Annotated in this window: 23 protein-coding genes and 1 pseudogene; 12 read left to right on the top strand and 12 right to left on the bottom strand. The window is 59.7% G+C overall.

Annotated elements, in window-relative coordinates; genetic code table 11:
* Positions 1-4: 4 nt before the first annotated feature.
* A complete protein-coding gene (locus AC5XE7_RS15070) occupies positions 5-181 on the bottom strand; it encodes a hypothetical protein (protein ID WP_495366618.1) in 177 nt (58 codons plus the stop codon).
* A gap of 25 nt (positions 182-206) precedes the next feature.
* Positions 207-1,100, bottom strand: a complete 894-nt coding sequence (locus tag AC5XE7_RS15065; RefSeq protein WP_495366619.1) for an SDR family oxidoreductase — start codon at positions 1,098-1,100, stop codon at positions 207-209.
* A gap of 728 nt (positions 1,101-1,828) precedes the next feature.
* On the opposite strand from AC5XE7_RS15065, the gene AC5XE7_RS15060 reads away from it, so the two are divergent.
* On the top strand, positions 1,829-2,620 hold the full coding sequence (locus tag AC5XE7_RS15060; RefSeq protein ID WP_495366620.1) for a DUF2243 domain-containing protein: 792 nt from the start codon (positions 1,829-1,831) through the stop codon (positions 2,618-2,620).
* Complete coding sequence (locus tag AC5XE7_RS15055) at positions 2,617-3,531, top strand: NAD(P)/FAD-dependent oxidoreductase (RefSeq protein WP_495366621.1); 915 nt, start codon at positions 2,617-2,619, stop codon at positions 3,529-3,531. The genes AC5XE7_RS15060 and AC5XE7_RS15055 overlap by 4 nt, the downstream gene beginning before the upstream one ends.
* A gap of 32 nt (positions 3,532-3,563) precedes the next feature.
* Here AC5XE7_RS15055 and AC5XE7_RS15050 read toward each other — a convergent pair whose 3' ends face one another.
* Genes AC5XE7_RS15050 through AC5XE7_RS15030 form a run of 5 tightly spaced genes read right to left on the bottom strand, consistent with a single transcriptional unit; the run spans position 3,564 to position 7,892 of the window.
* Positions 3,564-4,040, bottom strand: a complete 477-nt coding sequence (locus AC5XE7_RS15050) for a DUF2269 family protein (RefSeq protein WP_495366622.1) — start codon at positions 4,038-4,040, stop codon at positions 3,564-3,566.
* On the bottom strand, positions 4,040-5,329 hold the full coding sequence (locus tag AC5XE7_RS15045) for an SDR family oxidoreductase (protein ID WP_495366682.1): 1,290 nt from the start codon (positions 5,327-5,329) through the stop codon (positions 4,040-4,042). The genes AC5XE7_RS15050 and AC5XE7_RS15045 overlap by 1 nt, the downstream gene beginning before the upstream one ends.
* Complete coding sequence (locus AC5XE7_RS15040) at positions 5,323-6,855, bottom strand: FAD-dependent oxidoreductase (protein WP_495366623.1); 1,533 nt, start codon at positions 6,853-6,855, stop codon at positions 5,323-5,325. Before AC5XE7_RS15040 ends, AC5XE7_RS15045 begins: the two co-directional genes overlap by 7 nt.
* On the bottom strand, positions 6,845-7,342 hold the full coding sequence (locus AC5XE7_RS15035) for a hypothetical protein (RefSeq protein WP_495366624.1): 498 nt from the start codon (positions 7,340-7,342) through the stop codon (positions 6,845-6,847). The genes AC5XE7_RS15040 and AC5XE7_RS15035 overlap by 11 nt, the downstream gene beginning before the upstream one ends.
* Positions 7,343-7,382: 40 nt before the next feature.
* Positions 7,383-7,892 (bottom strand): ferritin-like domain-containing protein, encoded by a 510-nt coding sequence (locus AC5XE7_RS15030; protein WP_495366625.1) that lies wholly within the window; start codon positions 7,890-7,892, stop codon positions 7,383-7,385.
* Between the two features lie 184 nt (positions 7,893-8,076).
* Between AC5XE7_RS15030 and AC5XE7_RS15025 the strand changes: the two genes are divergently transcribed.
* From AC5XE7_RS15025 to AC5XE7_RS15015, 3 genes are all read left to right on the top strand, one after another.
* Positions 8,077-8,598, top strand: coding sequence for a DUF6894 family protein (locus AC5XE7_RS15025; RefSeq protein ID WP_495366626.1), 522 nt, complete (start codon positions 8,077-8,079; stop codon positions 8,596-8,598).
* A gap of 73 nt (positions 8,599-8,671) precedes the next feature.
* Entirely contained in the window at positions 8,672-9,280 is a 609-nt protein-coding gene (locus tag AC5XE7_RS15020) for a cysteine hydrolase family protein (protein ID WP_495366627.1), read from the top strand.
* A 20-nt stretch (positions 9,281-9,300) separates the two neighbouring features.
* On the top strand, positions 9,301-9,936 hold the full coding sequence (locus AC5XE7_RS15015; RefSeq protein ID WP_495366628.1) for a DUF6766 family protein: 636 nt from the start codon (positions 9,301-9,303) through the stop codon (positions 9,934-9,936).
* A 75-nt stretch (positions 9,937-10,011) separates the two neighbouring features.
* On the opposite strand, the gene AC5XE7_RS15010 is transcribed toward AC5XE7_RS15015, so the two are convergent.
* Positions 10,012-10,509 (bottom strand): YciE/YciF ferroxidase family protein, encoded by a 498-nt coding sequence (locus tag AC5XE7_RS15010; RefSeq protein ID WP_495366683.1) that lies wholly within the window; start codon positions 10,507-10,509, stop codon positions 10,012-10,014.
* A gap of 168 nt (positions 10,510-10,677) precedes the next feature.
* Here AC5XE7_RS15010 and AC5XE7_RS15005 point away from each other — a divergent pair, with 168 nt between their 5' ends.
* Genes AC5XE7_RS15005 through AC5XE7_RS14995 form a run of 3 tightly spaced genes read left to right on the top strand, consistent with a single transcriptional unit; the run spans position 10,678 to position 12,512 of the window.
* Positions 10,678-11,850: a zinc-dependent alcohol dehydrogenase gene (locus AC5XE7_RS15005; RefSeq protein ID WP_495366629.1), complete on the top strand. Its 1,173-nt coding sequence runs from the start codon at positions 10,678-10,680 to the stop codon at positions 11,848-11,850.
* A 36-nt stretch (positions 11,851-11,886) separates the two neighbouring features.
* A complete protein-coding gene (locus tag AC5XE7_RS15000) occupies positions 11,887-12,198 on the top strand; it encodes a hypothetical protein (protein ID WP_495366630.1) in 312 nt (103 codons plus the stop codon).
* A gap of 5 nt (positions 12,199-12,203) precedes the next feature.
* A complete protein-coding gene (locus AC5XE7_RS14995) occupies positions 12,204-12,512 on the top strand; it encodes a hypothetical protein (RefSeq protein WP_495366631.1) in 309 nt (102 codons plus the stop codon).
* Positions 12,513-12,602: 90 nt separating this feature from the next.
* Here the strand turns inward: AC5XE7_RS14995 and AC5XE7_RS14990 are convergent, their stop codons facing one another.
* Positions 12,603-13,529 carry a manganese catalase family protein gene (locus AC5XE7_RS14990; protein ID WP_495366632.1) on the bottom strand — a complete coding sequence of 309 codons (927 nt, stop codon included), beginning with the start codon at positions 13,527-13,529 and terminating at the stop codon, positions 12,603-12,605.
* Between the two features lie 155 nt (positions 13,530-13,684).
* Between AC5XE7_RS14990 and AC5XE7_RS14985 the strand changes: the two genes are divergently transcribed.
* From AC5XE7_RS14985 to AC5XE7_RS14975, 3 genes are all read left to right on the top strand, one after another.
* On the top strand, positions 13,685-14,221 hold the full coding sequence (locus tag AC5XE7_RS14985; protein WP_495917822.1) for a sigma-70 family RNA polymerase sigma factor: 537 nt from the start codon (positions 13,685-13,687) through the stop codon (positions 14,219-14,221).
* 36 nt (positions 14,222-14,257) lie between these two features.
* Complete coding sequence (locus tag AC5XE7_RS14980) at positions 14,258-14,743, top strand: DUF6894 family protein (RefSeq protein ID WP_495366633.1); 486 nt, start codon at positions 14,258-14,260, stop codon at positions 14,741-14,743.
* A gap of 117 nt (positions 14,744-14,860) precedes the next feature.
* Positions 14,861-15,613, top strand: coding sequence for a Crp/Fnr family transcriptional regulator (locus AC5XE7_RS14975; protein ID WP_495366634.1), 753 nt, complete (start codon positions 14,861-14,863; stop codon positions 15,611-15,613).
* A gap of 110 nt (positions 15,614-15,723) precedes the next feature.
* Here AC5XE7_RS14975 and AC5XE7_RS14970 read toward each other — a convergent pair whose 3' ends face one another.
* The 3 genes from AC5XE7_RS14970 to glf are packed head-to-tail and all read right to left on the bottom strand — an operon-like array spanning position 15,724 to position 19,827.
* Positions 15,724-15,867: a hypothetical protein gene (locus tag AC5XE7_RS14970; RefSeq protein WP_495366635.1), complete on the bottom strand. Its 144-nt coding sequence runs from the start codon at positions 15,865-15,867 to the stop codon at positions 15,724-15,726.
* Complete coding sequence (locus tag AC5XE7_RS14965; protein ID WP_495366636.1) at positions 15,864-17,639, bottom strand: hypothetical protein; 1,776 nt, start codon at positions 17,637-17,639, stop codon at positions 15,864-15,866. Before AC5XE7_RS14965 ends, AC5XE7_RS14970 begins: the two co-directional genes overlap by 4 nt.
* Complete coding sequence (glf, locus tag AC5XE7_RS14960; RefSeq protein ID WP_495366685.1) at positions 17,605-19,827, bottom strand: UDP-galactopyranose mutase; 2,223 nt, start codon at positions 19,825-19,827, stop codon at positions 17,605-17,607. Before glf ends, AC5XE7_RS14965 begins: the two co-directional genes overlap by 35 nt.
* Before the next feature lie 309 nt (positions 19,828-20,136).
* Between glf and AC5XE7_RS14955 the strand changes: the two are divergent.
* Positions 20,137-20,902, top strand: a pseudogene (locus AC5XE7_RS14955) (integrase core domain-containing protein).
* Positions 20,903-21,085 lie beyond the last annotated feature (183 nt).

Genomic DNA, 21,085 nt, shown 5'->3' with positions numbered 1-21,085 from the left:
TCGGTCAGGATTTTCGATCGCCGCGGTCGCCTTCGCCGGGTTTGCTAACGGTCTTCGCCTTTTTCCGGCGATCCTGTGACAAGGACTTGCCGACATCGACGGATTCCTTGAACTGGCCTTTCTCGTCGCGGCGGACATAGCGCTTGTCGGTGCCGGTATCGATGAGTTCGCGTTTGGTCATGGTACTTTCCTCCAGATATCTCTGATCAGGCGACGCCCTTGCCGCCAGTCACGCCGTAAACCTCACCATTGATGAAGCTGGCCTCTTGTGACGCTAGCAGGACGTAGACGGGGGCGAGTTCCACCGGCTGACCCGGACGCCCGAAGTCGCTATCTTCACCGAACCTGGTGACCTTCTCGTCAGGCTGGCCACCACTGGGCTGCAGCGCCGTCCAGAATGGCCCTGGCGCTACGACATTGGCGCGGATGCCTTTCTCGATGAGCTGCTTGGCCAGAGCTTTGGTGTACGCGACGATGCCGGCCTTGGTCGTGGCGTAGTCGAGAAGGATGGCCGAGGGCTGATAGGCTTGAATAGATGCCGTGGTGATGACCGAAGCTCCCGGGGGCAGATGCGGCACGGCAGCTTGGGTAATCCAGTGCAAGGCATAGAGATTGGTCTTCATGGTCTTGTCGAAATCATCGGTGCTCAGCTCGTAGATGCTTTCGCGATATTGCTGACGCCCGGCATTGATCACCAAAATGTCGAGTCCACCGAGCTTCTGAACGGTCTGCTCCACCAGATCGCGACACCAGGTCTCGTCCTGGATGTCGCCAGGGAGCGCTACGGCCTTACGGCCTTCGGCCTCGATCAGGGCGATGACCTCGTCCGCATCGGCTTGTTCCTGCTTCAGGAAGGAGATCGCCACATCGGCGCCCTCCCGTGCGAAGGCGATTGCGACGGCTCGACCGATACCAGAGTCCCCCCCGGTAATGAGCGCCTTGCGTCCGCTCAGCTTTCCAGAACCGCGATAACTATCCTCGCCATGATCGGGGACCGGATTCATCTTGGCTACAAGGCCTGGCATCGGCTGCGGTTGACGAGGAAAAGGTGGCTTCTTGTACTGGTTCCGGGGATCCTGGATGCTCAAGCGATCAACCATTGTTCTGCCTCTTTCTCTATTGTTTGAAGAACGAATGAGTAGCAGACGGCCTTTGTTCCATCGCTTCAGGCACGGGAGCATCCTAAGTCTGCCCCAGACGCTCTGGTCGGCTAATTTGCGCCGCTCCAGTGTGAAACATGGTGCTATCTCCTTACCCCGCCTCAACTGTCAAACCACGGTTTCCCCGCAATGTTCCCGTGGACGTTCCGGCACCTGCGGTTCGTCGGAACGGAATTTCCGAGACAATCAGGACAGGTTGAGAGCTTGGTAGTAGATCTGAGGTAAGGACATGCGACCAAACAAAGAGAACGGCTGAAACATTCGTGGCGTCATTCAGCAGGGAATATCCGGCGACAAGAAGCCGGGATTCGATCCCGCGGCAGCGCCACTGAAACAGATTCCGAGGCGGCAGGCGAGACTTTGGAGCCAGACCACGTCCGTATAGCGCGCCAGGATCACCTTCATCCTGATGGCAGAGATTGGCAAGGGATCACACGCCGAAGCGATGAGACCGTTCGAATCGGGGACCGGAAAAGCGCCGGCGCGTCGCCGGCGGCCATGACTCCTTGTCTTTGCCGGCATTCTGGTTGTGGTCGCGGTCTGGCTGACTTTGACGTTGGTTTGACCGTATGGCGTGCGCCGAAGGGAACATCTGGCCATAAGGCCGGTTAGGGAGCGTCACACAACTGCGGCGTTCGGCTGTATGCGGTGTCAACGGCAGGCAGGACATGATGTCGATTGCAGATCCATCTTCAATCCCGGTCAAGCGCAGGACGCGCTACGGCTGGCTGCTGGTAGGCTTCGCGCTCGGCGGTTTCTTTGACGGGATCGTGCTGCACCAGATATTGCAGTGGCATCACCTGCTCTCCGGTCTGGACGATCCGCTTGGATCCGACCTTCGCTTCCAGATCACCATGGACGGGCTTTTCCATCTCCTGATGTATCTGGTAGGGATGGCCGGCACCGTGCTTCTGGTAGCCGGGCGCGCCGCAGGTGGCCGCGCCGGCACCACGAGCGAGATCCTGCGGCTGGTCCTGATCGGCTTCGGGACATGGCACGTCATTGATGCGATGGTCTCCCATTGGTTGTTGGGCCTTCATCGCATTCGAATGGACAGCGATGTTCCGCTCTTCTGGGATGTCGCATGGCTGATTGTCTTCGGCATTCTGCCGCTGCTGATCGCGGTGCTGCTGCCGCCGAAAAGCGGTCCTTCCCGTGGAGCCGCCGCAGCCATCATGACGGTGGCGCTATCTGCCGGGATCGCAGCCGGCGCAGGTCCTCGATACAGTGAAGTGAGCGAGACCATCGTCGTCTTCCGCCAGGATATGGACCCTGCGCAGATGATGGCGGCGGTACTGCGCGCCGATACCACGATGCGCTGGACCGATGCCAGTGGCACGATATGGGCGGTGGACAACGTGTCATGGCATGGCGTTGCCACACTCTATGGAGAGGGTGCGCTGCTGGTCGGCTCGAGTCCTGCGCTCGGCGGGTGCCTCGCCTGGACCCGACGGACATGAAGGACGCCGACGCGCAGCCGTGGCAGGAATCCGAAATTTGGGACTGCATCGTGATCGGCGGAGGGCCGGCCGGCCTTTCGGCAGCCACGTATCTGGCGCGCTTTCGCCGCAAGGTTCTGGTGGCTGATGCTGGCGACGGTCGCGCATTGCGGATACCGCAGATCAACAACTGTCCAGGCTTTCCGGACGGGATCAGCGGTAGGGAACTGGTGGCAAGGCTGCGCCGGCAGGCCACCCGTTACCATGTTCGGTTCATTGATTGCCCGGTGGAGCGTATCGAACGCACTGATGAAGGATTCACCGCTAGATGCGAAACGCAAACGTTCAGTGCGAAGCGGCTGCTCCTGGCCACAGGCGTCGTCGATCTCGCGCCGGAGCTTCCGGAAATCGAAAGAAACATCGAACGCCGCGCGCTCTGCCTTTGTCCGCTCTGCGACGGCTATGAGGCGATCGGCAAGAAGATCGGCGTCATCGGCTGCACCGATCATGCCCTGCGCGAGGCCGTTTTCCTCAGGACATATTCGGTTCACGTATCGATCCTGGTGAACGAACCTGAAGACTTGTCATCAGCCATCCGCTCAGAAGCCACGAGGGTAGGCGTTACCCTCCTGGACACCGTCGACGACATCGTCTCGGGCCGCACAGGCTATGAAGTAATGCTCCGCAACGGGACACGACACGAATTCGACGTCATCTATCCGACGCTCGGCTGTGACGTTCGGTCGGAACTGGCGGTTGATCTGGGAATCCTGTGCGATCAGAATGGCCACATTCGCGTGGGGCCTCACCAGCAGACCAGCATCGAAGGCGTCCACGCCGCCGGGGACGTAGTTCAATCGCTGAGCCAGATCGCCGTTGCCTTCGGTCAGGCCGCGACGGCCGCCACAGCCATTCACAACAGCCTCGCGTAAGATCGAGGTGACGAAACCGAACCGTCAGGCGATCAGAGCCAGTCAATCGCAGGACGGCTGATCATCAGCCAGAAGATGGCGACCACGGCTGCAAAGGCCGGGAAGCCGAACGCGAACCACCAGCGGAAAAGCTGATAGTAACGCTGGGGCAAGGAGTTGCCTGAGGTGGCCGCCTGTGCAGCCAGATCGCGCATCTCCATTTGCATCCAGACGACGGGAAGCCAGAACAGGCCGGTGACAATGTAAAGAAGTATCGACAGCACGATCCATCCCTCCCACAGGGAATACCCCGTATGCCAGGCGAGAGCGACGCCTGTAACCGGCTGCGCAATTACGGCGGTCGCGGTGAACAAGAAATCAGCAATAACGACGATGCGGGCTACGGCATCAATCGATGCAGCGTTGCCGGTCCGATGCGCGAGCAACATAAAGAAGGCGATGCCGGCACCCGTACCAAGCAGAACGGCAGCCCCGATGATGTGGAGGAACTTCAGACCGAAATACAGCATCAGCGTTCCTCCAGGATTGCCAGGGCCGCGAAATGCAGGACGAGGATCGGCAGGATCTTCAGGAAGGGACCAAGCGGTTCGGACCACAGATCTGGCCGCAGGATCGTTCCTGCCACGGCGTAGAACACTGAGACGGCGATCGCTCCCCAGAGCCCGGCCCGGCTGGTCCTCCGCCAGGCGATCATCGCGCCCACAGCCATGTCGGCGATCGCACCAGCCACGACGGCGGGCGCCGACAGGGCGCTGACGGCCGTATTGTCCAACAGGTCGATGCCGATGTTCCAGCCAATGCTCAGTGAGATGACCCCGGTCGTGATCCAGAAAACCGGAAGCACGACGAAGATCGCCGGCTTTATGAAGTAGAGCCTGGCGAACCACCTGTCCTGAATAGTCGCGGGTGCGGCCGTCAGGGCGGATGCGAGGCTCGTCGGTATGATCCCCGTAAGAGTGGTCCAGCGGTCGGGATCGCCGGTGGCCCCACGGGTGATTTCGCGCGCCACGTTCGTTCGCATAGGCGACCGCCAGCCGAGCCACCCAGCAAAATCGCCATGACGATACAATAAACCGGCAGCCCAGTCGGGCAGAGTGAACGATCGTTGGGGCGGCCAGCCGAGCCAGAGCCGGTAGAGCGCTATGACCTCACCCATCGTCAGGGCGTCCGGGCCTGCCAGGTCGACCGCGAGCCGGGTGGGGCTGCCGGGCCTGAGAAAGAAAGACACGGTCGATACGACGTCGTCCAGCTGCACGACCTGAAGCCGTCCCGTGTTCGGCATCGTCGGCAGAACGGGCAGCGCGGCCAAACCGCGAAACAGGGCGCTGGCGCCGAAGACCGGGCGGCCCAGCACCACCGAGGGCCGCAAAATGATCCAGTCGAGATCACGCTGCGCCAGCGCATCGTCTCCTGCCAGCTTCGTCGCGGAGAATTCCGACGGCTGATCACGTTCCACGCCGATCGCCGAGAAATGGATGACTTTGCACACGCCCGCCTGCTCGCATGCCTCGAAGAGCGCTGTCGCGGCCCTGTCGTGGACCGCTCGAGGGTCGTCGCGCGAACTCCGCTGAAGCGATCCCGCGCAGTTCACCACGGCGTCAACGCCTTCCAGCTGCGCAAGCCAGTCTCCGGCGCGAATAGCCTGCGACATGTCGAGAACGATACTCTCGCCGCGATGAAGACCCGGCGCCGCATCATGTCGGACGACGCCGCGGATATCATGACCTTCGGTGACGAGGCGGGCGCAAATCGCAGAACCGATCAGCCCGTTGGCGCCCGTGACGAGAACCTTCATGATCGGGACTTCGCTCCCGCCAGAGCTCGCGCTTCGAGCGGCGCGGTGGCGGGACCGGACAATACTGCGCCATCTTCGTCGAAGCGCGATCCGTGGCAGGAGCAGTCCCAGGTCCGGTCGATGGCATTCCACCCGACCACGCATCCGAGATGGGTACAGATGGCCGACCCTGCCGTGACCGCGCCGTCGGCATCCTTCAATACAGCCAGTTGCTCACCCTTATGCCGGATGACCCCGCCTTCGCCCTGGGCGATATCCTCCAGCTTTGAAATGCGCGATCCGAAAAGCCGTTCTCCGGCAAAGTGGGTGGCTGTCTTGACGTTTTCCACGACGAATGTGGGGCCGCCGGCGACCGGCTTCACCCGTGTGGTGTCGTACAGGTCGGCGCAGGGGTGGGTCTTCTCCAGAATTCGGGCCGCAAGAATCTCGCCGGCAACGGCTCCCTGTGTGATCCCCCACGCATTGAAGCCGGTAGCGACAAGCAGGTCCGGCTTGCCGGACGTGGCGGGCCCAACGAAGGCCATCCCGTCCATGGGGCGGAAGTCCTCGTTGATCCACAGATGCGTCGGGTCGTCCCCGCCGAAACTCCGCTTGAGACAGGCCAGGAGATCTGCGACGGCTTCGCTTGCAGCCCCTTGCTCACCAGTCTTGAATTCCCCGCCTGCGGCGATGAGGTAATGCTTCCCGTCCCTTGTCGCCGTCCGGAAGGAATGGGATGGATTGCCCGCGCTCAGAAACATGCCTTCTATCTGCATGTCCTGCGCCAGCGGTACGGCGGCGACCGGATGCGCAAACGGAAACGCCTTGGCAAAGAAAAGACCGTCGCCCGTGACGGGCATCTGCGTTGCGACGATCACTTTGCCTGCGGTCACTTTGGAGCGGTTCACCGAAAGCCTGTAAGGCGGCCCGTCCTCGACCTCGACAACCCGGCTTCGCTCGAAGACGGGTATACCCGCCTCGGCAACGAGTTGAGCCAGCCCGGAGAGATAGAGATAGGGATCGAATTGATACCGTCCTACGAACCGTAGCGCGCCATGGGTCTCGAAAGGGAGACCCGCAGACGGCAGCAACTCCGCCGGCAAGCCGAGTGAGGACGCCGCCTCCGCTTCCGCTTCGATGTGGTCGAGCTGCTGTGCGCTCTCGGCGTAGAGATAGGCGGGCTTGTCCTCCAGGCCTGCGTTTTCGGGCAGTGACGAACTTATCCCGACGATCTTGGTGATCGCCGCCTGGTTCGCATCTGCGTAGAGTTTTGCCTTGTCGAGTCCGAAATCGCGAATGAGCGAGCCATATTTCAGCCCGTGCTGCGAGCTGACCTTTGCCGTAGAGCGGCCCGTGGCCTGCCTGCCGATCTGCCGCGCCTCGTAGACCGCGACGCTTAAACCACTCTGCCTCAACTCATAGGCGGCATGCAGGCCGACGATCCCCGCACCGACGATCGCAACATCGACATCCATGTCCGTATTGACCGCGGGGAATTCGACCGGAGGCTGACAGTCGAGCCAGAAGGGAATGCCAGGTCTAGTAGGCATCGTTGTCCAGCTCCGGTTCGTTTTGCCGGGTGGCGGGGGCGGAGCGGCTGAAGACGTCGTCCCGCGAGGCTTCTAGTTCGGACAATGACTTGGCGAGGACGGTTCCCCACACCACGTGCACCGCTGACATCAGCAGGTTTCTCTGGGTAGGATGACGGCTCGCGGGTGACAGTACCCCGAACGCGGGAATCCAGCCAAGATAGCTCGCCGCCCAGATCGCTACACCATAGGCAAATCCGGTACCGCGTTGTTTTGGCAAAAGGGCGAAGAGAGCGCCAGTAAGCGCTCCATAGGCCAGATGACCAAACACGGTCCGGTTACTGGCTGCCTTTTCCTCGCTGCCCAGGCCAAGCTGATCGATGATCTGCCGGGGCGGCAAGGGGTAACGCTTGTCATCCTCCAGCAGCGGGTGGAGCCGCCGCATCGCCATCGTCATGGCGACCGTCGCCGCAATACCCGCACAACCTCCCAGAACGATACGGTACAAGCCAGTCTCCTTCGCCTCGACGCAATCAGCAGGACCGAGGTCAGCGTTTTGCGGTATCGTCATCCATCTCGGTGCGTGAAAGAAATTGCTCCGTGGTGGATGGCAGATTTTTCTGCAGCCATTCCGCCATGGCAACCTCTTCACGAAGGTTCTGCTCGCAGACACGCGCGATTTCCATCTCGCCCAGAGACTGAGCGGCCGCAATGAGGATCGTATAGGACGCGATCTCCATGTGCTCGAAGGTGTAGCTGGCAAGAGAGCCCTTCATCACCTCGTCGCCGGCGAACATCCCGCTCAGCGATTGGGCGGTGGCCATCAGCTTTCCGCCGACGTCCTTCATGGTCGAGGATCCTTCATCAAGACCGTCGAGGCAGGCCTTCAGGCGAGCAGCCTGTTCTCTGGTTTCCTCGACGTGCAAACGAATACGGTCGCTCAGCTCGGGATAGTTATCGAGGCGGCTCAACTGTCCATTCAACATGGTTTCAGCTTGCTCCTCCATGGCATGGGCATCTCTCAACCATTGGACAAGCCACTCGCGGGATTCCGGCATCTTCGTCTCCTTTGCTTGGGCTGGCCTAACCGTGGTGACGGACGATTGTTCCCTTTCCACCGGAACTCACGATAGGGGAACTTTTTCCAATGGCTAACGGGTTCGGGCCACCTGGAGGCGACGATTGGCAGCACCGCGAAGATCTTCCTTTCCGGAAAGCTACCCAACCAGCGGCCACGTTTGAATGGAGGCGCGCATGCAACTTTTAAGAACCGACGTGAACCATGTGACCGGGCCAAAAGGCCAGCCCATTCTGCAGGTTATGTTTTGCGGCGAAGGCGGCGATTGCGTCACCGTCGATATGACGAGCGTCGACCTGCCAGACGACGCTTCGGCCATCGAACGAGCGCGGGCTATCCTTGTCCAGACGGCAACATTCAATCTGGCGGCCAACGATTATGATGCGCGAAGCAACGGAAGCTTCGACGAGTTGTCTGTCACCACCGCAAGCGCCGGAACCGACCAGGTCTACATCTTCGAGTATCGTGACGGTGATGGCGGACGTCAGGTGCCGCCCTGCACGATGCCGAGCTTCGATGCAGCGCGCGAGGAGGCGATTCGCTCCGCCGTTGACCTTCTTCCCGATCTCCAGCCGGGCACGGACGATCTAACTGGCTGGCTGGTACGCATACGCGATGCCAATGGTGAATTGCTTTGCACCATCGATGTTGCTGAAGCCCAGGCAAATCTTGAGGTGGGCCAGTGAATGCCGGCGGACATGCTCGGCGTGAAGCCGTTTGCACGAGCAACCTGTCAGCTAGCTGGTGGAGGGGCGACGAGTGGCAGCCAACGGCCTGATCCACGGTACTCTCGGGGACACATGCCTCCACTTGTGCGTCGACATGCAGCGCTTGTTTGCGCCGGGCGGGCCATGGGCGGTGCCCTGGACGCAGAAGGTCTTGCCAGCAATCGAGCAGCTATGCGCAAGACACCCCGAAAGAACCATCTTCACGCGCTTCGTCCCGGTCAGCCGCCCGGGCGAAGGCAGAGGCATGTGGGCGCACTACTATCGGCGGTGGGCGAGCGTCACGCTTTCCACCATTGATCCAGGTCTGATTGACCTGATGCCATCGCTCGCAGCCTTCACGCCGCCTGCGAAGCTCCTCGACAAGCGAGTCTACTCACCATGGACCGAAGGCAAGCTCGATGCGATGCTGAACGGCTCAGGCGTCGACACGCTCATCATCACCGGCGGCGAGACGGACGTCTGTGTCCTTGCCGCCGTGCTCGGCGCCGTGGATCGGGGCTTCCGTGTCATTCTGGCGACAGACGGGGTTTTTGGTTCCGCCGACGAGACGCACGACGCTCTGATGGAGGTCTACCGCTCACGCTTCAGCGAGCAGATCGAGGCGGTGACCATGCAGGAAATCCTGGAAAGCTGGCGGTAAGCAGGTTTGGAGGAACGACTATGAAAAGGCTGAGAGACAATGGTCTGACAATCGCATTACTCGCATTATTTCTCTTAAGTCTCGCAGGAATGCTGTGGTCGGGCTGGTTCGCCTTCAATGAGGAACTGAGCGAGCACGGCGCGCCAGGTGTCGGGTTGCTTGCATATCTGCAGAGCGGCGATTTCCTTTCGGCTCTGTTCGAGAACTGGGAAAGCGAATTCCTGCAGATGGCCGCCTATGTGATGCTTACCGCAATGCTGTTTCAACGTGGCTCGGCGGAGTCGCGCGATCCCGACGATCCGGATCGAGCCAATGACGAGGTTCCGACTGGCATCAGGCGAAGACATCCCGTGCTGGCCTGGCTCTATGCCTATTCGCTGGGCATTACACTCGCACTTCTTTTCCTGCTTTCTTTTGCGCTTCACTGGACGAGCAGTCTTTCGGCGGCAAACGAACAAGCCCTCCTTCATGGGGGAAAGATTCATTCCCTTGTCGACCACCTGTTCGATGCACAGCTTTGGTTCGAGTCATTTCAGAATTGGCAGTCGGAGTTCCTTGCGACTGCGGTGCTGGTGATCTTTTCAATCTTCCTTCGCCACAAGGGTTCTCCGGAATCCAAACCGGCAGGTGCGTCGAACTCCGATACCGGCGCATAGTAGAAACTTAAAGATCAGGTGATGTGGGATTTGGTAGAGATACAGCCGCCCCGGACGGGGCGGCTGTAAGGACGATCATGCCGCTTTCGCCATCTCGTTGGCGGATGCGTCGGCCAGGCCCGTCAGGGCCTCGTCCGTCATCGATTCCTCGCCCAGCGTCTGGTCCAGCAGTTTCACCGCATCCTTCATGCCCAGCACTTCGGCCCAGCGCTTCAGAGTGCCATAGCGGGTGATTTCGTAGTGCTCAACGGCCTGTGCTGCTGAGATCAACCCAGCATCCAGCGCCGATGTGCCCTTGAACTCATCCATGATTTCCTCGCCCTCCTCGATGATGCCGTCAATTGCAGGGCAGGTTTTGCCCTGAGCACGCTTGCCGAGCAGTTCGAAGATCTGCTGCAAACGTTCGACATGGATTTCGGTCTCGTCCTTATGCTTCTGAAAAGCCGCCTTGAGATCGTCTGAAGCGGCAGCCCGCGCCATTTTCGGCAGCGCCTTCAGAATTTTTCTCTCCGCGTAATAGATGTCCTTGAGAGTATCGAGAAAGAGGTCGTCCAGCGTCTTTTCCTTAGCCATTTGCAATCTCCTTTGGATTTGGGGCGTTTCCCGATGACCGGACCAAAGCGCTGGCGAGCCGATTTGTTCCGCACCAGCCGTGCTCGCTGATGGAACAAGCGGCAAGCGAAACTGTTCGGACCAGACTGCCGTCGTCGCCGACAGTGAGAAAGCAAAGGAGACGAGATAGTGAGAGCGCTCTGCTGGCATGGCAAAGGTGATATCCGTTGCGATACGGTGCCCGATCCCACGATCGAACACGATCAGGACGTCATCATCAAGGTGACCGCCTGCGCAATCTGTGGGTCCGATCTGCATCTCATGGACGGTTACATGCCGACCATGGAATCCGGCGACGTGCTCGGTCATGAGAGCATGGGCGAGGTTGTCGAAGTCGGTCCCGCACACACAAAGTTCAAGGTTGGCGACCGTGTCGTCGTACCGTTCAATCTGGCCTGCGGTGACTGCTTCTTCTGCCGCAAGCAGATGTTCTCCCTTTGTGACCGCTCCAACCGCAACGCCAACATGGCGATCAAGGCCATGGGCCATTCGCCCTCGGGGTTTCTCGGCTATTCGCATATGCTGGGCGGTTACGCCGGCGGCCAGGCAGAATATCTGCGGGTCCCGTTCGCTAATGTCGGTCCGATCAAGGTTCCGGATGCTATTCCTGACGAGCAGGTGCTGTTTCTCTCCGACATCTTCCCGACCGGCTACATGGCTGCCGAGAATGCGGAGATCGAGGAAGGTGATACCGTCGCCATATGGGGGTGCGGGCCGGTGGGCCAGTTCGCGATCCAGAGCGCCTGGATGCTGGACGCCGGCCGTGTCATCGCAATCGATCGGATACCCGAGCGGCTGGAGATGGCGCGCGTGCACGGGCGGGCCGAGACGCTCGATTTCAGCGCGGTCAAGATATACGATGCCCTGATGGAGATGACCGACGGGCGGGGCCCTGACCGGTGCATCGATTGCGTAGGCACCGAGGCCGACGCCAACGCTTCACTGGATTCTATGCTCGACAAGGCGAAAGCGGCGCTGATGCTCGCCACTGACCGGCCCCATGTCCTGCGCGAGGCGATCATGAGCTGCCGCAAGGGCGGTACGATCTCGGTTCCGGGCGTCTATGTCGGCATGGTCGACCACATCCCATTCGGTGCTGCGATGAACAAGGGCCTCACGTTCCGGATGGGGCAAACCCACACGCAACGCTATCTTGAGCCGCTGCTATCAAAGATTGCCGAAGGTGAGATCGATCCGTCTTTCATCCTCACCCACCGCGCCACGCTGGAGGACGGCCCCGACCTTTACAAAGCGTTTCGCGACAAGACGGACGGCTGCATCAAAGTGATGATGCGACCCTGATAGCCAGGCTACCACCATTCAACAGGAGGAACAGTCATGTCGATGAACCCCGACAACCGGCGTGAGACCGGCGCCAGAAAATACCCCGCGGTTAAACGTACTGAGGAAAGTGAGACGTCACAGGATGCAGCTCTTCCAAAACGTCCGAGCCCTTACGGTCTGACGGAACGTCTCGATGAAACCAACGAAAAGACCCGCCATTCGGATGGCGTCAACCCCTCCCGGAGGCCCACCCCTAGCCCGGCACCGGAGAAGGTCTCGGGCGCCGGCCCGGCGATGGCCGAACATTCGAAGGATGCCAAGGCGCCACGGGCCGGTCGTCAGTCCGGCGCATACAAGAAAAGCTGAAACCGATGAAGGTGGCCAATCTTCAGCTTCAGGGCTTGCTCATGGCAGTCGCTTCGATCAACAACGCGCTGGTGCACAAAGGCATCCTCAACGTCGACGATATCGATCAGGCCCTCCGAAAGGCGGAGGCCAACCTGACCGGCGAAGAGCGCCTGTTCGAGGATATGACGCCTGCGAACCGCGATGCGGTTTGCTTTCCGCTCCGCTTCCTCATGGCCGCAAATAACATGCAGGGCGAGAATGAGATACCGACGTTCTCGGAACTCGCCCGCACGGTTGGAGAGACCAAGGGTCCGTATAACGATCAGCAGTGATTCCGAGATTGGCGGTGAAGCTATCCCGCGACGGATTAACTATCGGGTGAGCGCACCGCACCGAGCGCGCTCACCTGAGATGCGGCGAAATCAACGCGACGCCTTGTACAGTTTGGCGGCGATCTCGTACATTTCCTCAGGCGCATAGTCCGGCGTAAAGGCGGACGGCTCCCCGACCAGTTCCTGGATCTTGCCACCGTCCGGCATGCCTTCCACGACCTCCAGCTCGCCCGGCGGGTCGTCGGGAAGCGCCATCTCGCCCCCGCCCCAGACTGACGCGATCTCCGCGTAGTCGGACGGGCTGAAAGTGTAGAGCCGGCGGTGAGACCCCTCGTCGAGATATTTCTGGCACTCCGGTATATTGCCGAGAGGGATATTGGGCGTTGGCAGCATCTTCTCGATTTCCACGCCGGTGATCTGTTTGAGGGCAAGAGCGTAGGCGTGGGCGTGCACGGAACCACGCACGAGCAGATAGCCGCATACCTCGCGCCCGGTCGGATCGGAGAGGGTTTCATAGACGCGGAGCTTATGAAGCCGCGCGCCGCATTCCAGATGGAAATTGTGAAGAAGGTCGAAGATCACATTGCCAGTGGTGGTGACGAAATCCTTGTTCCAGCTCAAGCCATTGCTGTCGATCGGGACCGCGCCGCCGCCATGCGAAAGGAAGCCGGCCGCCAGTCGCGCATCCTTCATCATCTCGTAAGGCGCCCCAGTGATGTCGGTCGGGCCGGCCTCGTCGGCACCGGGCTCATCCGGGCCGTTGGCGAGCATCGCCACGCCGTTGCTCACAAGCTCGACGTGTCCCAGCTCCTCCGCGGTGATGGCGGCGACGAGGCTGTAGAACGGACGAAGCTTGCTCTTCGAACGGAAGTTGAAGCTCTGGAAGAGGTAATTGCCCAGCGTGGACATTTCCCCGTATTTACCACCCAGTAGCTCCTGAAGGGCAGAGGCGGCGTTTACGTCCTGCTGCAAGGGTGGGGGCAGCTCGATTTGCAGTTTGTCGACGCGTAGGAACATTGCGGTATCCTTTCCGTGAAAAGACGCCTAACCGCATGCGTGGGCGCTTGTTCCCGAATTCCGGTCCACCGCAGCATAAACATAAGGATCAGCACTGCCCTTAATGCCAGGCCTCTAACTGCTATCAATTGTTAGGAGGAACTTCCCCGCCGAGCATGGCGTTGGTCTTTGTTCCCGGGAGCGATGCAGCAATGTATGAGGACAGTAACCCTGCGACTGACAATGTAGTTGAAATGCTCCCCGCTCTGAGGGCGTTCGCCCGCACGTTCTGTAGCAATCAAAATGATGCAGATGATCTTGTCCAGGAAACGCTGGTTCGGGCACTGAATTCCTACGACACTTTTACACCTGGAACACGATTGAAATCGTGGCTCTTCACTATCATGCGTAATGCTTTCTACACGCAGATTAAAAAGTCGTCGCGGGAGCCCGTGGGAGCCATGCGATGCGTTTCAGACAAGCGCAGTATGCCAGCATCACAGGAGTGGACCGTTCACGCGAAGGAGGTGGAAACTGCCATTCACACCCTTCCGGCGCCTCAGCGGGAAGTGTTGGTCCTGATAACAATTGAAGGCATGAGCTATGAAGATGCAGCTCACGTTTGCGGGTGCAACATAGGCACGGTGAAGAGCCGGCTCAACCGCGCAAGGGCGAGATTAGCGGCTCGTTTCGAAAGGGGTGACGCGCAATAAACTGAGATGTCACTGGCGTGTCCCATCAGATTGCTTGTGCTTGTCGATAAGTTTCTGCAACTTCTTCGCCAGTTCGATCAGCTTCGCGGGGATTGGTATCGTCGACGCCTCCGCTTCAGGCTTGTCTCGGGACGACGGGGGCTTGCCGGAAGAAGAGGTCATCAAAAAATCTCTGATCGCGTCCCAAACAACGCCGTCGCCAGCTTGTTCCCTAAAGCATTTTTCGACGCAACATATTTCAGTGATGGAACAATGCCGTCGCTCGGCCCTTTGGCGCGGAAGGAGCTGGTGATGCCTCGATTTTTCTTTGACACGTTCGATGGGGTAACGGAAGTTCAGGACGATATTGGCCTTATCTGCAAGCGGGAGGCCGTCGTCCGCAAGGCAGTGGGAGCTTTGCCTGAGTTGGCGAGCGACCTAACAGAAGACTTAGCGCGCGAATTCTGGGTGAGAGTTCGGACCGAAGGCGGTGGAAATATATTTATGGCCTGCCTTATCCTGCGCACCCGTTGGCTGGGCTAACGTGGCAATGCTGGACATTATCCCAGGTTAGTCTATGTTCCTAACATCGCAGGCAACTGGCAGAGGTGCCGGCGGCTGAGAGTGGATTTGCTCCCGCCTTATCGACCGGAGCGAACAATGTCTCAGAAATCCCCGCAGATCCATTCCATCAGAAACTTTAGTGGAGGTCTGTCGCTTACTGCACCCGAACAGGCCGCTATTGCGAGATTGCCTGTCAGCCAGATAAGTCTTCGCGCCGATCAGGATATAGTCCGCAGAGGCGATCGGCCGAGCCGTTGCGTAACATTGGTCAGCGGATTTGCCAGCACATCCAAGATGGTGAGTAAAGGGAAGCGTCAGGTTGCGGCGCTTCATGTCGCGGGTGACATGCCGGATCTCATGAGTATGCACCTGGAGAGGATGGACTGCGATATTCGCACCACAACCGCGTGTGAAATTGAGTTCGTGGACCATGAGGACCTGCGCGCGCTTTGTGAAAATCATCCGCGGCTTGCTTTCGCGTTCTGGAGAGTCACCCTTTTCGACGCAGCCATCATGCGGGAGTGGGTTGTCAATCTGGCACGGAGAGCCGCGCTGGCAAAACTGGCTCATTTCTTCTGTGAGATGATGGTGCGAATGAATTCCGTTGGTCTGGCGGACAACGGTGAGTGCGCGTTGCCGCTCACTCAGGAGAATTTAAGCGACGTGACTGGCCTTTCGGCCGTGCACATCAATCGGACATTGCAGGTCCTGCGTTCAAGCGGCTTCATGACGTTCAATGACGGGCGCCTTGTAGTACTTGAATGGAAACAGCTCGCCAATCTCGCCGAGTTCGACGATGCATACCTGCATCGTGGGAACCGGGAGGGTGCAATTGCTGCCCGCGCGTAGGCGTTGCCAGCCAAGAGCGTGCCTGAGCGCTAACGCTATTCTGCAGCCGTCTGTACACCGTGGTCTGAACTGGTGTTGATCTCCTGGCTTGAGCTGGTCTGCTGCCGGGCTCAGGCATCCCGGCACATGTCGGCGAGCTTACGCCGCGCTGACCAGCCAAGTGCAGTCTGGGCTGTGCTCGGATCGGCATAATATGCCGCAACGTCGCCACGACGCCGGTCCACGACCACGACCGGGACATTACAATCGTTCACGTCTTCGAATGTCCTGAGGAGTTCAAGAACGGAGTATCCGGTTCCCGTGCCGAGGTTGAGCGTCGCGCAGCCTCCTGCAGCCGGCTGATGGCAGATGCCAGCGGGCGATGCACCGGCCGCCCACCTTCGTCGAACCTGTTTGCCAGAAGCCCGCTCGCACAGTCGCGGTCATCGTCCCATCCGACATGGTCGATGATCGGATAGAGGCATAAGCCTTCTACAGGGACACCCGCGTCTCGTGCGGCCATCACTTCGCTGGCGATTGTCTCAAACCATTGTCGGCGGTCGTCGCCCTCGGTGCCGGTTTCTGCGACGAGGATCGGCCGGCCGTAGCGGGAGGATACCTCCGCGAGAAGGGAGCGGAACGGTCGGTAACGACGATCGAGCTTTTCGATGGTGGTGCCGCCAAGCTCCCACTGGTTCTGCCTGTAGTAGTTGACGCCCACGATATCGAGCAGTCTTGGCTCGCCTCCGAGTTGCGGCCAGAGCCTGCCGGCAATCATATCGAAGGCTTGGAACTGGGCCTGGCGCGCTTGTTCGGCATCGAGCCTTCCGCCGTCGCGGGGCGCAACGATGTGGATCACCGGCTCGCAATGAACGAAACGGGCGCGCGGGTCGACGGCGAGAATCTCCTGCATGGCCTCAATCGCGGCCCGGGCAAGCTGGGCCTTGAGCTCGAAGCTTCGGCCGCTGGCAAAGGGATTCAGATAGGCGGCATCTCCGCCCGCCCAGGCAAAGTATGAAATCTCGTTGATCGGGCAATAGAAAGGTATCTCGTCTGTCTCGGATTGGATGAGGCGTGCCGCAGCGGCAGCATAGCGGGCGAAGCGCCTGACGAACTGTGGAGACCAGATGTCGAGCCCGTCTGGCCAGCCGTAATGCATCAGATCCCAGATGATCTGCGTTCCCGTAGCGCGTGAAGCGCGCACCATGGACAGGAAACTTGACCAGTCATACCGGCCGGCGCTCGGCTCGATCAGATGCCATCTCAATCCGTCCCGAACTGTGACTATACCGTGCTGTCGAAGCTGCCGGTAGTCCGCTGCCGCGTTCCGGTCATGTGAAGTTGACGCAAGGAGGTCGAGGCGCCGGCCGTCCTGCCGAACCTGAGTGGAGCACTCGAATCCACCGTGGACGAAGCTTGAAAAAATGGCCGGCAACGTCGCCCGCTCTCTCTCAGCCAGCACCTGCTGGAAAAGGATGTGCCACTTTCGCGCGGTCGCGTCGTCCGCCGCAGGAGAAATTTCGATCGCGTGATTTCGGCGGCCTGGCATGCGCGATGCAGCAGCCTCCCGAGCGGACGAAGACGCCGTCACATATCGGCTGGTGAAGTGCTTCGGCCCTGCAAGCGCCTCGGATACCAGCTCTCCATACTCTATCAACGGCGGTCGCCAGTGCAGCCTCTCCAGCGCCGGATAAATATCTGCCACGTTCTGGCAGGACACGACGAGGTCATAGGCTGGAAGCCTGTGCGCCAGATAGTCCACCGTTTCCTCAAAGGATCGGCGGCATGGCACGCAATCGACATCGACCCCGGATGCTACCAGCCCGCTTCCACCGCTGTCCGCGTCATCGACGCAGACGATCGCGTCCAGCCGGTAGCCTTGCGGGCCGAGGTGCTCGGTCAGATGACGGACTGTTGCTGGTCCATAGCCTTCGTCCAGACAGCCAAGTACGAACAGCACGCGGATCGGAGAGCAGGCCGATTTAGTCATAACCCGACCGAGCCCGGAACCGTCACTCTGCCGCCACCGGCGCAGTGGGCTGGGCATTGGCTTTCATCAACCTGCGGAACGTCGCCAGTGCCTGACCGACCACCTGATCCATGTTATAGTATTTGTACGTTCCGAGCCTGCCAACGAAAATGACGTCCTCTTGCTGCCGGGCGAGTTCCTCGTAGCGCTTGTAGAGTGCCTGGTTTTCTGGCCGGGGCACCGGGTAATAGGGTTCTCCGTCTGCCTTGGCGAATTCATAGGAGATGCTCGTCTTCGCGTGGGTCTGGCCGGTCAGGTGCTTGTATTCGGTGATCCGGGTGTAGGGAACCTCCTCTGAGGGATAGTTGACGACAGCGACAGGCTGGAACTCCTTCTGGTCCAGCGTTTCATGCCTGAATTCGAGGCTTCGATAAGGCAGTGCGCCGAAGCGATGGTCGAAATAGGCATCGATCGGGCCGGTGAAGATCGTCCGGGGCGCCAGCTTGCGGGTATCCAGCTCGCGGTAGTCCACCCCGAGTTCGAGCTGTATGTTCGGATGATCCAGCATGTTTTCGAAGAGACGCGTAAAGCCAGCCGCCGGCATCGCTTGGTAGGTGTCGAGAAAGTAGCGGTCGTCGGTCGACGTTCTCGTCGGCACGCGTGCCGTGACCGACTTGTCGAGCCCGGCTGGATCGAGCCCCCACTGCTTTCGCGTGTAGCCTTCGAAGAAGGTGCGGTAGAGATGGCTGCCGATCTGCGAGATCACCACGTCCTTCGAGGTGCGGATATCCGCGACCGGCTCGGCCCTCTCCCGAAGGAAGGCGGTTGCCGCGGCCTCGTCCCGGAGATCAATGCCATAGAGTTCGTTCAGCGTCGTTCGGTTAATCGGCATCGGCAGGAGCTTACCGGCAACGCTGGCGAGGACACGATGTTCGTAGGGACGCCAGTCCGTGAATCGCGACAGATATGCGAATATCTCGTCGCTGTTGGTGTGGAATATGTGTGGCCCGTATTTGTGAACGAGGATGCCGGCCTCAACGTAGTGGTCGTATGTATTGCCGCCCACGTGCGGGCGCCGGTCGCAAAGGAAGATTCGCTTACCGGAGCTGGCGAGCCGCTCCGCAAGGACGGAGCCTGCGAAGCCCGCCCCTACGATCAGGTAGTCGTAAGACATGGAGGGTTCGGAGGGCACGATGGCGGGCCGGCTCAGAGTCTGTCGCTTCCTTGCGGTGAACGCATCGGCAATGAGGGCCGACATCGCGTGAAACGTCTTGTCCCACGATGACTGCGCCAGCAATGCGTCGACTTCCGAGATCCACGCTTCCGGAATACTCGCAAGCTCGAGGGCACGATCGCATGCGTGCACGAATGCGTCCGCGTCCTCGGCGACCAGTACCACCGGCATCTCGCCGTAGTGCCGCACCACGTCGGTGATCGGCGTCGTCACCACCGGCTTGCCCGCGGCGAGATATTCCGGAGTTTTGGTTGGACTGATGAAACGCGTCGCCTCGTTGATGGCGAAAGGCATCAGCGCCACGTCCCAACCGGCGACATGGGCGGGCAGTTCCGCGTAGTCTTTGCGGCCAAGATAGCGAATATTTTCCAGTCTGGGCAGATCAGCCTCGTCGATCTTCACTACAGGGCCGACCATCATGATGGTCCAGTCCGGCCGCGCCCGGGCAAGCTTAGCGATGAGATCCAGATCGATCCGCTCGTCGATCACGCCATAGTAGCCTAGGACGGGGCCGGCCAGGCCACGCTGTTCGACGGGCTCCGACTGATTGTCCCGTGCTTTGGCGAAGTGCGCTGCGTCCACGCTTGAAGGGAATGGATGGATGTTCTTGTGCCGGTCTCGCTTCGCCTCGTAGATGCTGGAGCCGCCTGTGAACACGACATCAGCCCGTTTCAGAAGCAAATTCTCATTGTGCTTCAGGCCGGGTGGCGCGAACCGGAAATTCGAGAGTTCGTCCATGCAGTCGTAGACAACTGCCGCGGCATCGACATGTGCCGTGATCGGATACATCATCGGCGTGTAGAACCAAAGAATCGGCCGTGCCTCAGTCGCATGAACGTCAAGCAATTGATTAAGCAACGCCGATAACGTTCCTATCAGGCGCTCACCGGAATAGGCCTGCGGTATCCGGGGGCGGACTGCCGTCACTCCCGTATCTTCGAAAAAATGGAACTCGAGGAAGGGCGTGTGATGCTCCGTGGGAATATGTTCTTCGAAAAAGAAAACTTTTCGCTCTTGCGCGAATCGCATCATCAGATGCTGTGGGCGCTGGAGAACGAAATCCCAGCGAAGATGAGAAAAACAAATAAGAGGGCTGGACTGACTCTTCTCGAGTTCTGTTGCGACGTTGATGTTCAAGGCCGGGCTCCTTCATAAGATCGGCCCCTAACCTCCGGAAGCTCACACTGTTCCCTACTACGAAATCCGAACTCCCGCCGACGTGCCTTGTCAAGCTGCTCCAGTTTTTGACTTCCTCTGGATGTGATCTGATCCCCAAAACCGGCCTGTTCAGTATTGGAGTTGTCCGCTGTAATTTCTTTGCCGGGAGAGGAGCGGGAGACGATGAAGGCATCGATATTTTCCGACGCTCAGAAGGCGTTCATTCTGAAGCAGGGTGCGGATGGGATTCCGGTGGCGAAAATCTGCCGCCGTACCCGGATCAGCCAAGGGCGACCCACTTCAATTGGAAAAAGAAGTATGACGGGCTGCTGAGTAAATGAAACGGCTGAAGCAGCTTGGGATGAGAACGGCAAGCTCAGGAGGTTGGGCGCCGACCTGTCGCTGGACAAGGAGATGCTCAGGGCGCATTGTCCGCCGACAACTGTGAGGCCTGGCCGCAAACGCGAGCTGGTGGCGCAGACGTATGGAGAGTGGAACGTGTCTATCCCCCGCGACCGTGAGGCCAGTTTCGATCCTCAACTGATCGCCAGATACCAATGCCAACAAACAGTATCGGATCAACTCCGCAGACCGTCCAGCCGTCCAAACAACGGTATCGGATCACCAGGATCGTCTATCCGAAGACGATCAGGGTCGACCAGGGCACAGAGTTCGCGTCCCGCGACCTCGATCTGTGGGCCTACACCAAGGGCATCACGCTCGACTTCTCACGATCGGGGAAGCCAACGGACAATGCCTTCATCGAAGCCTTCAACGGCCGCTTCCGGCAGAATGCCTGAACGCACTGGGTCCTGACGTTTGCGGACGCGGCAGAAAAGTTGGAGGATTGGCGCAGATACTACAACGAGGTGCGCCCACATGGCGCGATAGGCCATAAGGTGCCGATCTCGTTGATCCATCCGATGGTGCCACCAGCCCGCCATCGTGAAGAAGCCGGGAAACTCCACCTTCCGGCGGTCCAAAGAATGGTATCGGATCACACAAGATAGATACTCTAATTTCCGCTGGATGAAAGCTCGGTGCACGTCCCCAATTTCTGACTCAACTTCGCGAACACAACTTGCGATCAGTGTATGGTAGCTTGGATAGCGTGTCGTGGCGCTTCAATGAT

The organism is Aquamicrobium sp. YD-1-mutant5, from assembly GCF_059509755.1.
The sequence above is the reverse complement of the archived record's forward strand: the minus strand, read 5'-3'. Positions and strand labels throughout refer to the sequence as shown.

What these genes read in the sequence shown, in the direction of transcription:
- AC5XE7_RS15055 (WP_495366621.1), top strand. Translation starts at nt 2,617, where the DNA reads ATGAAGGACGCCGACGCGCAGCCGTGGCAGGAATCCGAAATTTGGGAC.
- AC5XE7_RS15025 (WP_495366626.1), top strand. Translation starts at nt 8,077, where the DNA reads ATGGAGGCGCGCATGCAACTTTTAAGAACCGACGTGAACCATGTGACC.
- AC5XE7_RS15040 (WP_495366623.1), bottom strand. Translation starts at nt 6,855, where the DNA reads ATGCCTACTAGACCTGGCATTCCCTTCTGGCTCGACTGTCAGCCTCCG.
- AC5XE7_RS14990 (WP_495366632.1), bottom strand. Translation starts at nt 13,529, where the DNA reads ATGTTCCTACGCGTCGACAAACTGCAAATCGAGCTGCCCCCACCCTTG.
- AC5XE7_RS15070 (WP_495366618.1), bottom strand. Translation starts at nt 181, where the DNA reads ATGACCAAACGCGAACTCATCGATACCGGCACCGACAAGCGCTATGTC.
- AC5XE7_RS15030 (WP_495366625.1), bottom strand. Translation starts at nt 7,892, where the DNA reads ATGCCGGAATCCCGCGAGTGGCTTGTCCAATGGTTGAGAGATGCCCAT.
- AC5XE7_RS15050 (WP_495366622.1), bottom strand. Translation starts at nt 4,040, where the DNA reads ATGCTGTATTTCGGTCTGAAGTTCCTCCACATCATCGGGGCTGCCGTT.
- AC5XE7_RS15010 (WP_495366683.1), bottom strand. Translation starts at nt 10,509, where the DNA reads ATGGCTAAGGAAAAGACGCTGGACGACCTCTTTCTCGATACTCTCAAG.
- glf (WP_495366685.1), bottom strand. Translation starts at nt 19,827, where the DNA reads ATGATGCGATTCGCGCAAGAGCGAAAAGTTTTCTTTTTCGAAGAACAT.
- AC5XE7_RS15000 (WP_495366630.1), top strand. Translation starts at nt 11,887, where the DNA reads ATGTCGATGAACCCCGACAACCGGCGTGAGACCGGCGCCAGAAAATAC.
- AC5XE7_RS14995 (WP_495366631.1), top strand. Translation starts at nt 12,204, where the DNA reads ATGAAGGTGGCCAATCTTCAGCTTCAGGGCTTGCTCATGGCAGTCGCT.
- AC5XE7_RS14975 (WP_495366634.1), top strand. Translation starts at nt 14,861, where the DNA reads ATGTCTCAGAAATCCCCGCAGATCCATTCCATCAGAAACTTTAGTGGA.
- AC5XE7_RS15060 (WP_495366620.1), top strand. Translation starts at nt 1,829, where the DNA reads ATGATGTCGATTGCAGATCCATCTTCAATCCCGGTCAAGCGCAGGACG.
- AC5XE7_RS14965 (WP_495366636.1), bottom strand. Translation starts at nt 17,639, where the DNA reads ATGCCCAGCCCACTGCGCCGGTGGCGGCAGAGTGACGGTTCCGGGCTC.
- AC5XE7_RS15015 (WP_495366628.1), top strand. Translation starts at nt 9,301, where the DNA reads ATGAAAAGGCTGAGAGACAATGGTCTGACAATCGCATTACTCGCATTA.
- AC5XE7_RS14985 (WP_495917822.1), top strand. Translation starts at nt 13,685, where the DNA reads ATGGCGTTGGTCTTTGTTCCCGGGAGCGATGCAGCAATGTATGAGGAC.
- AC5XE7_RS15065 (WP_495366619.1), bottom strand. Translation starts at nt 1,100, where the DNA reads ATGGTTGATCGCTTGAGCATCCAGGATCCCCGGAACCAGTACAAGAAG.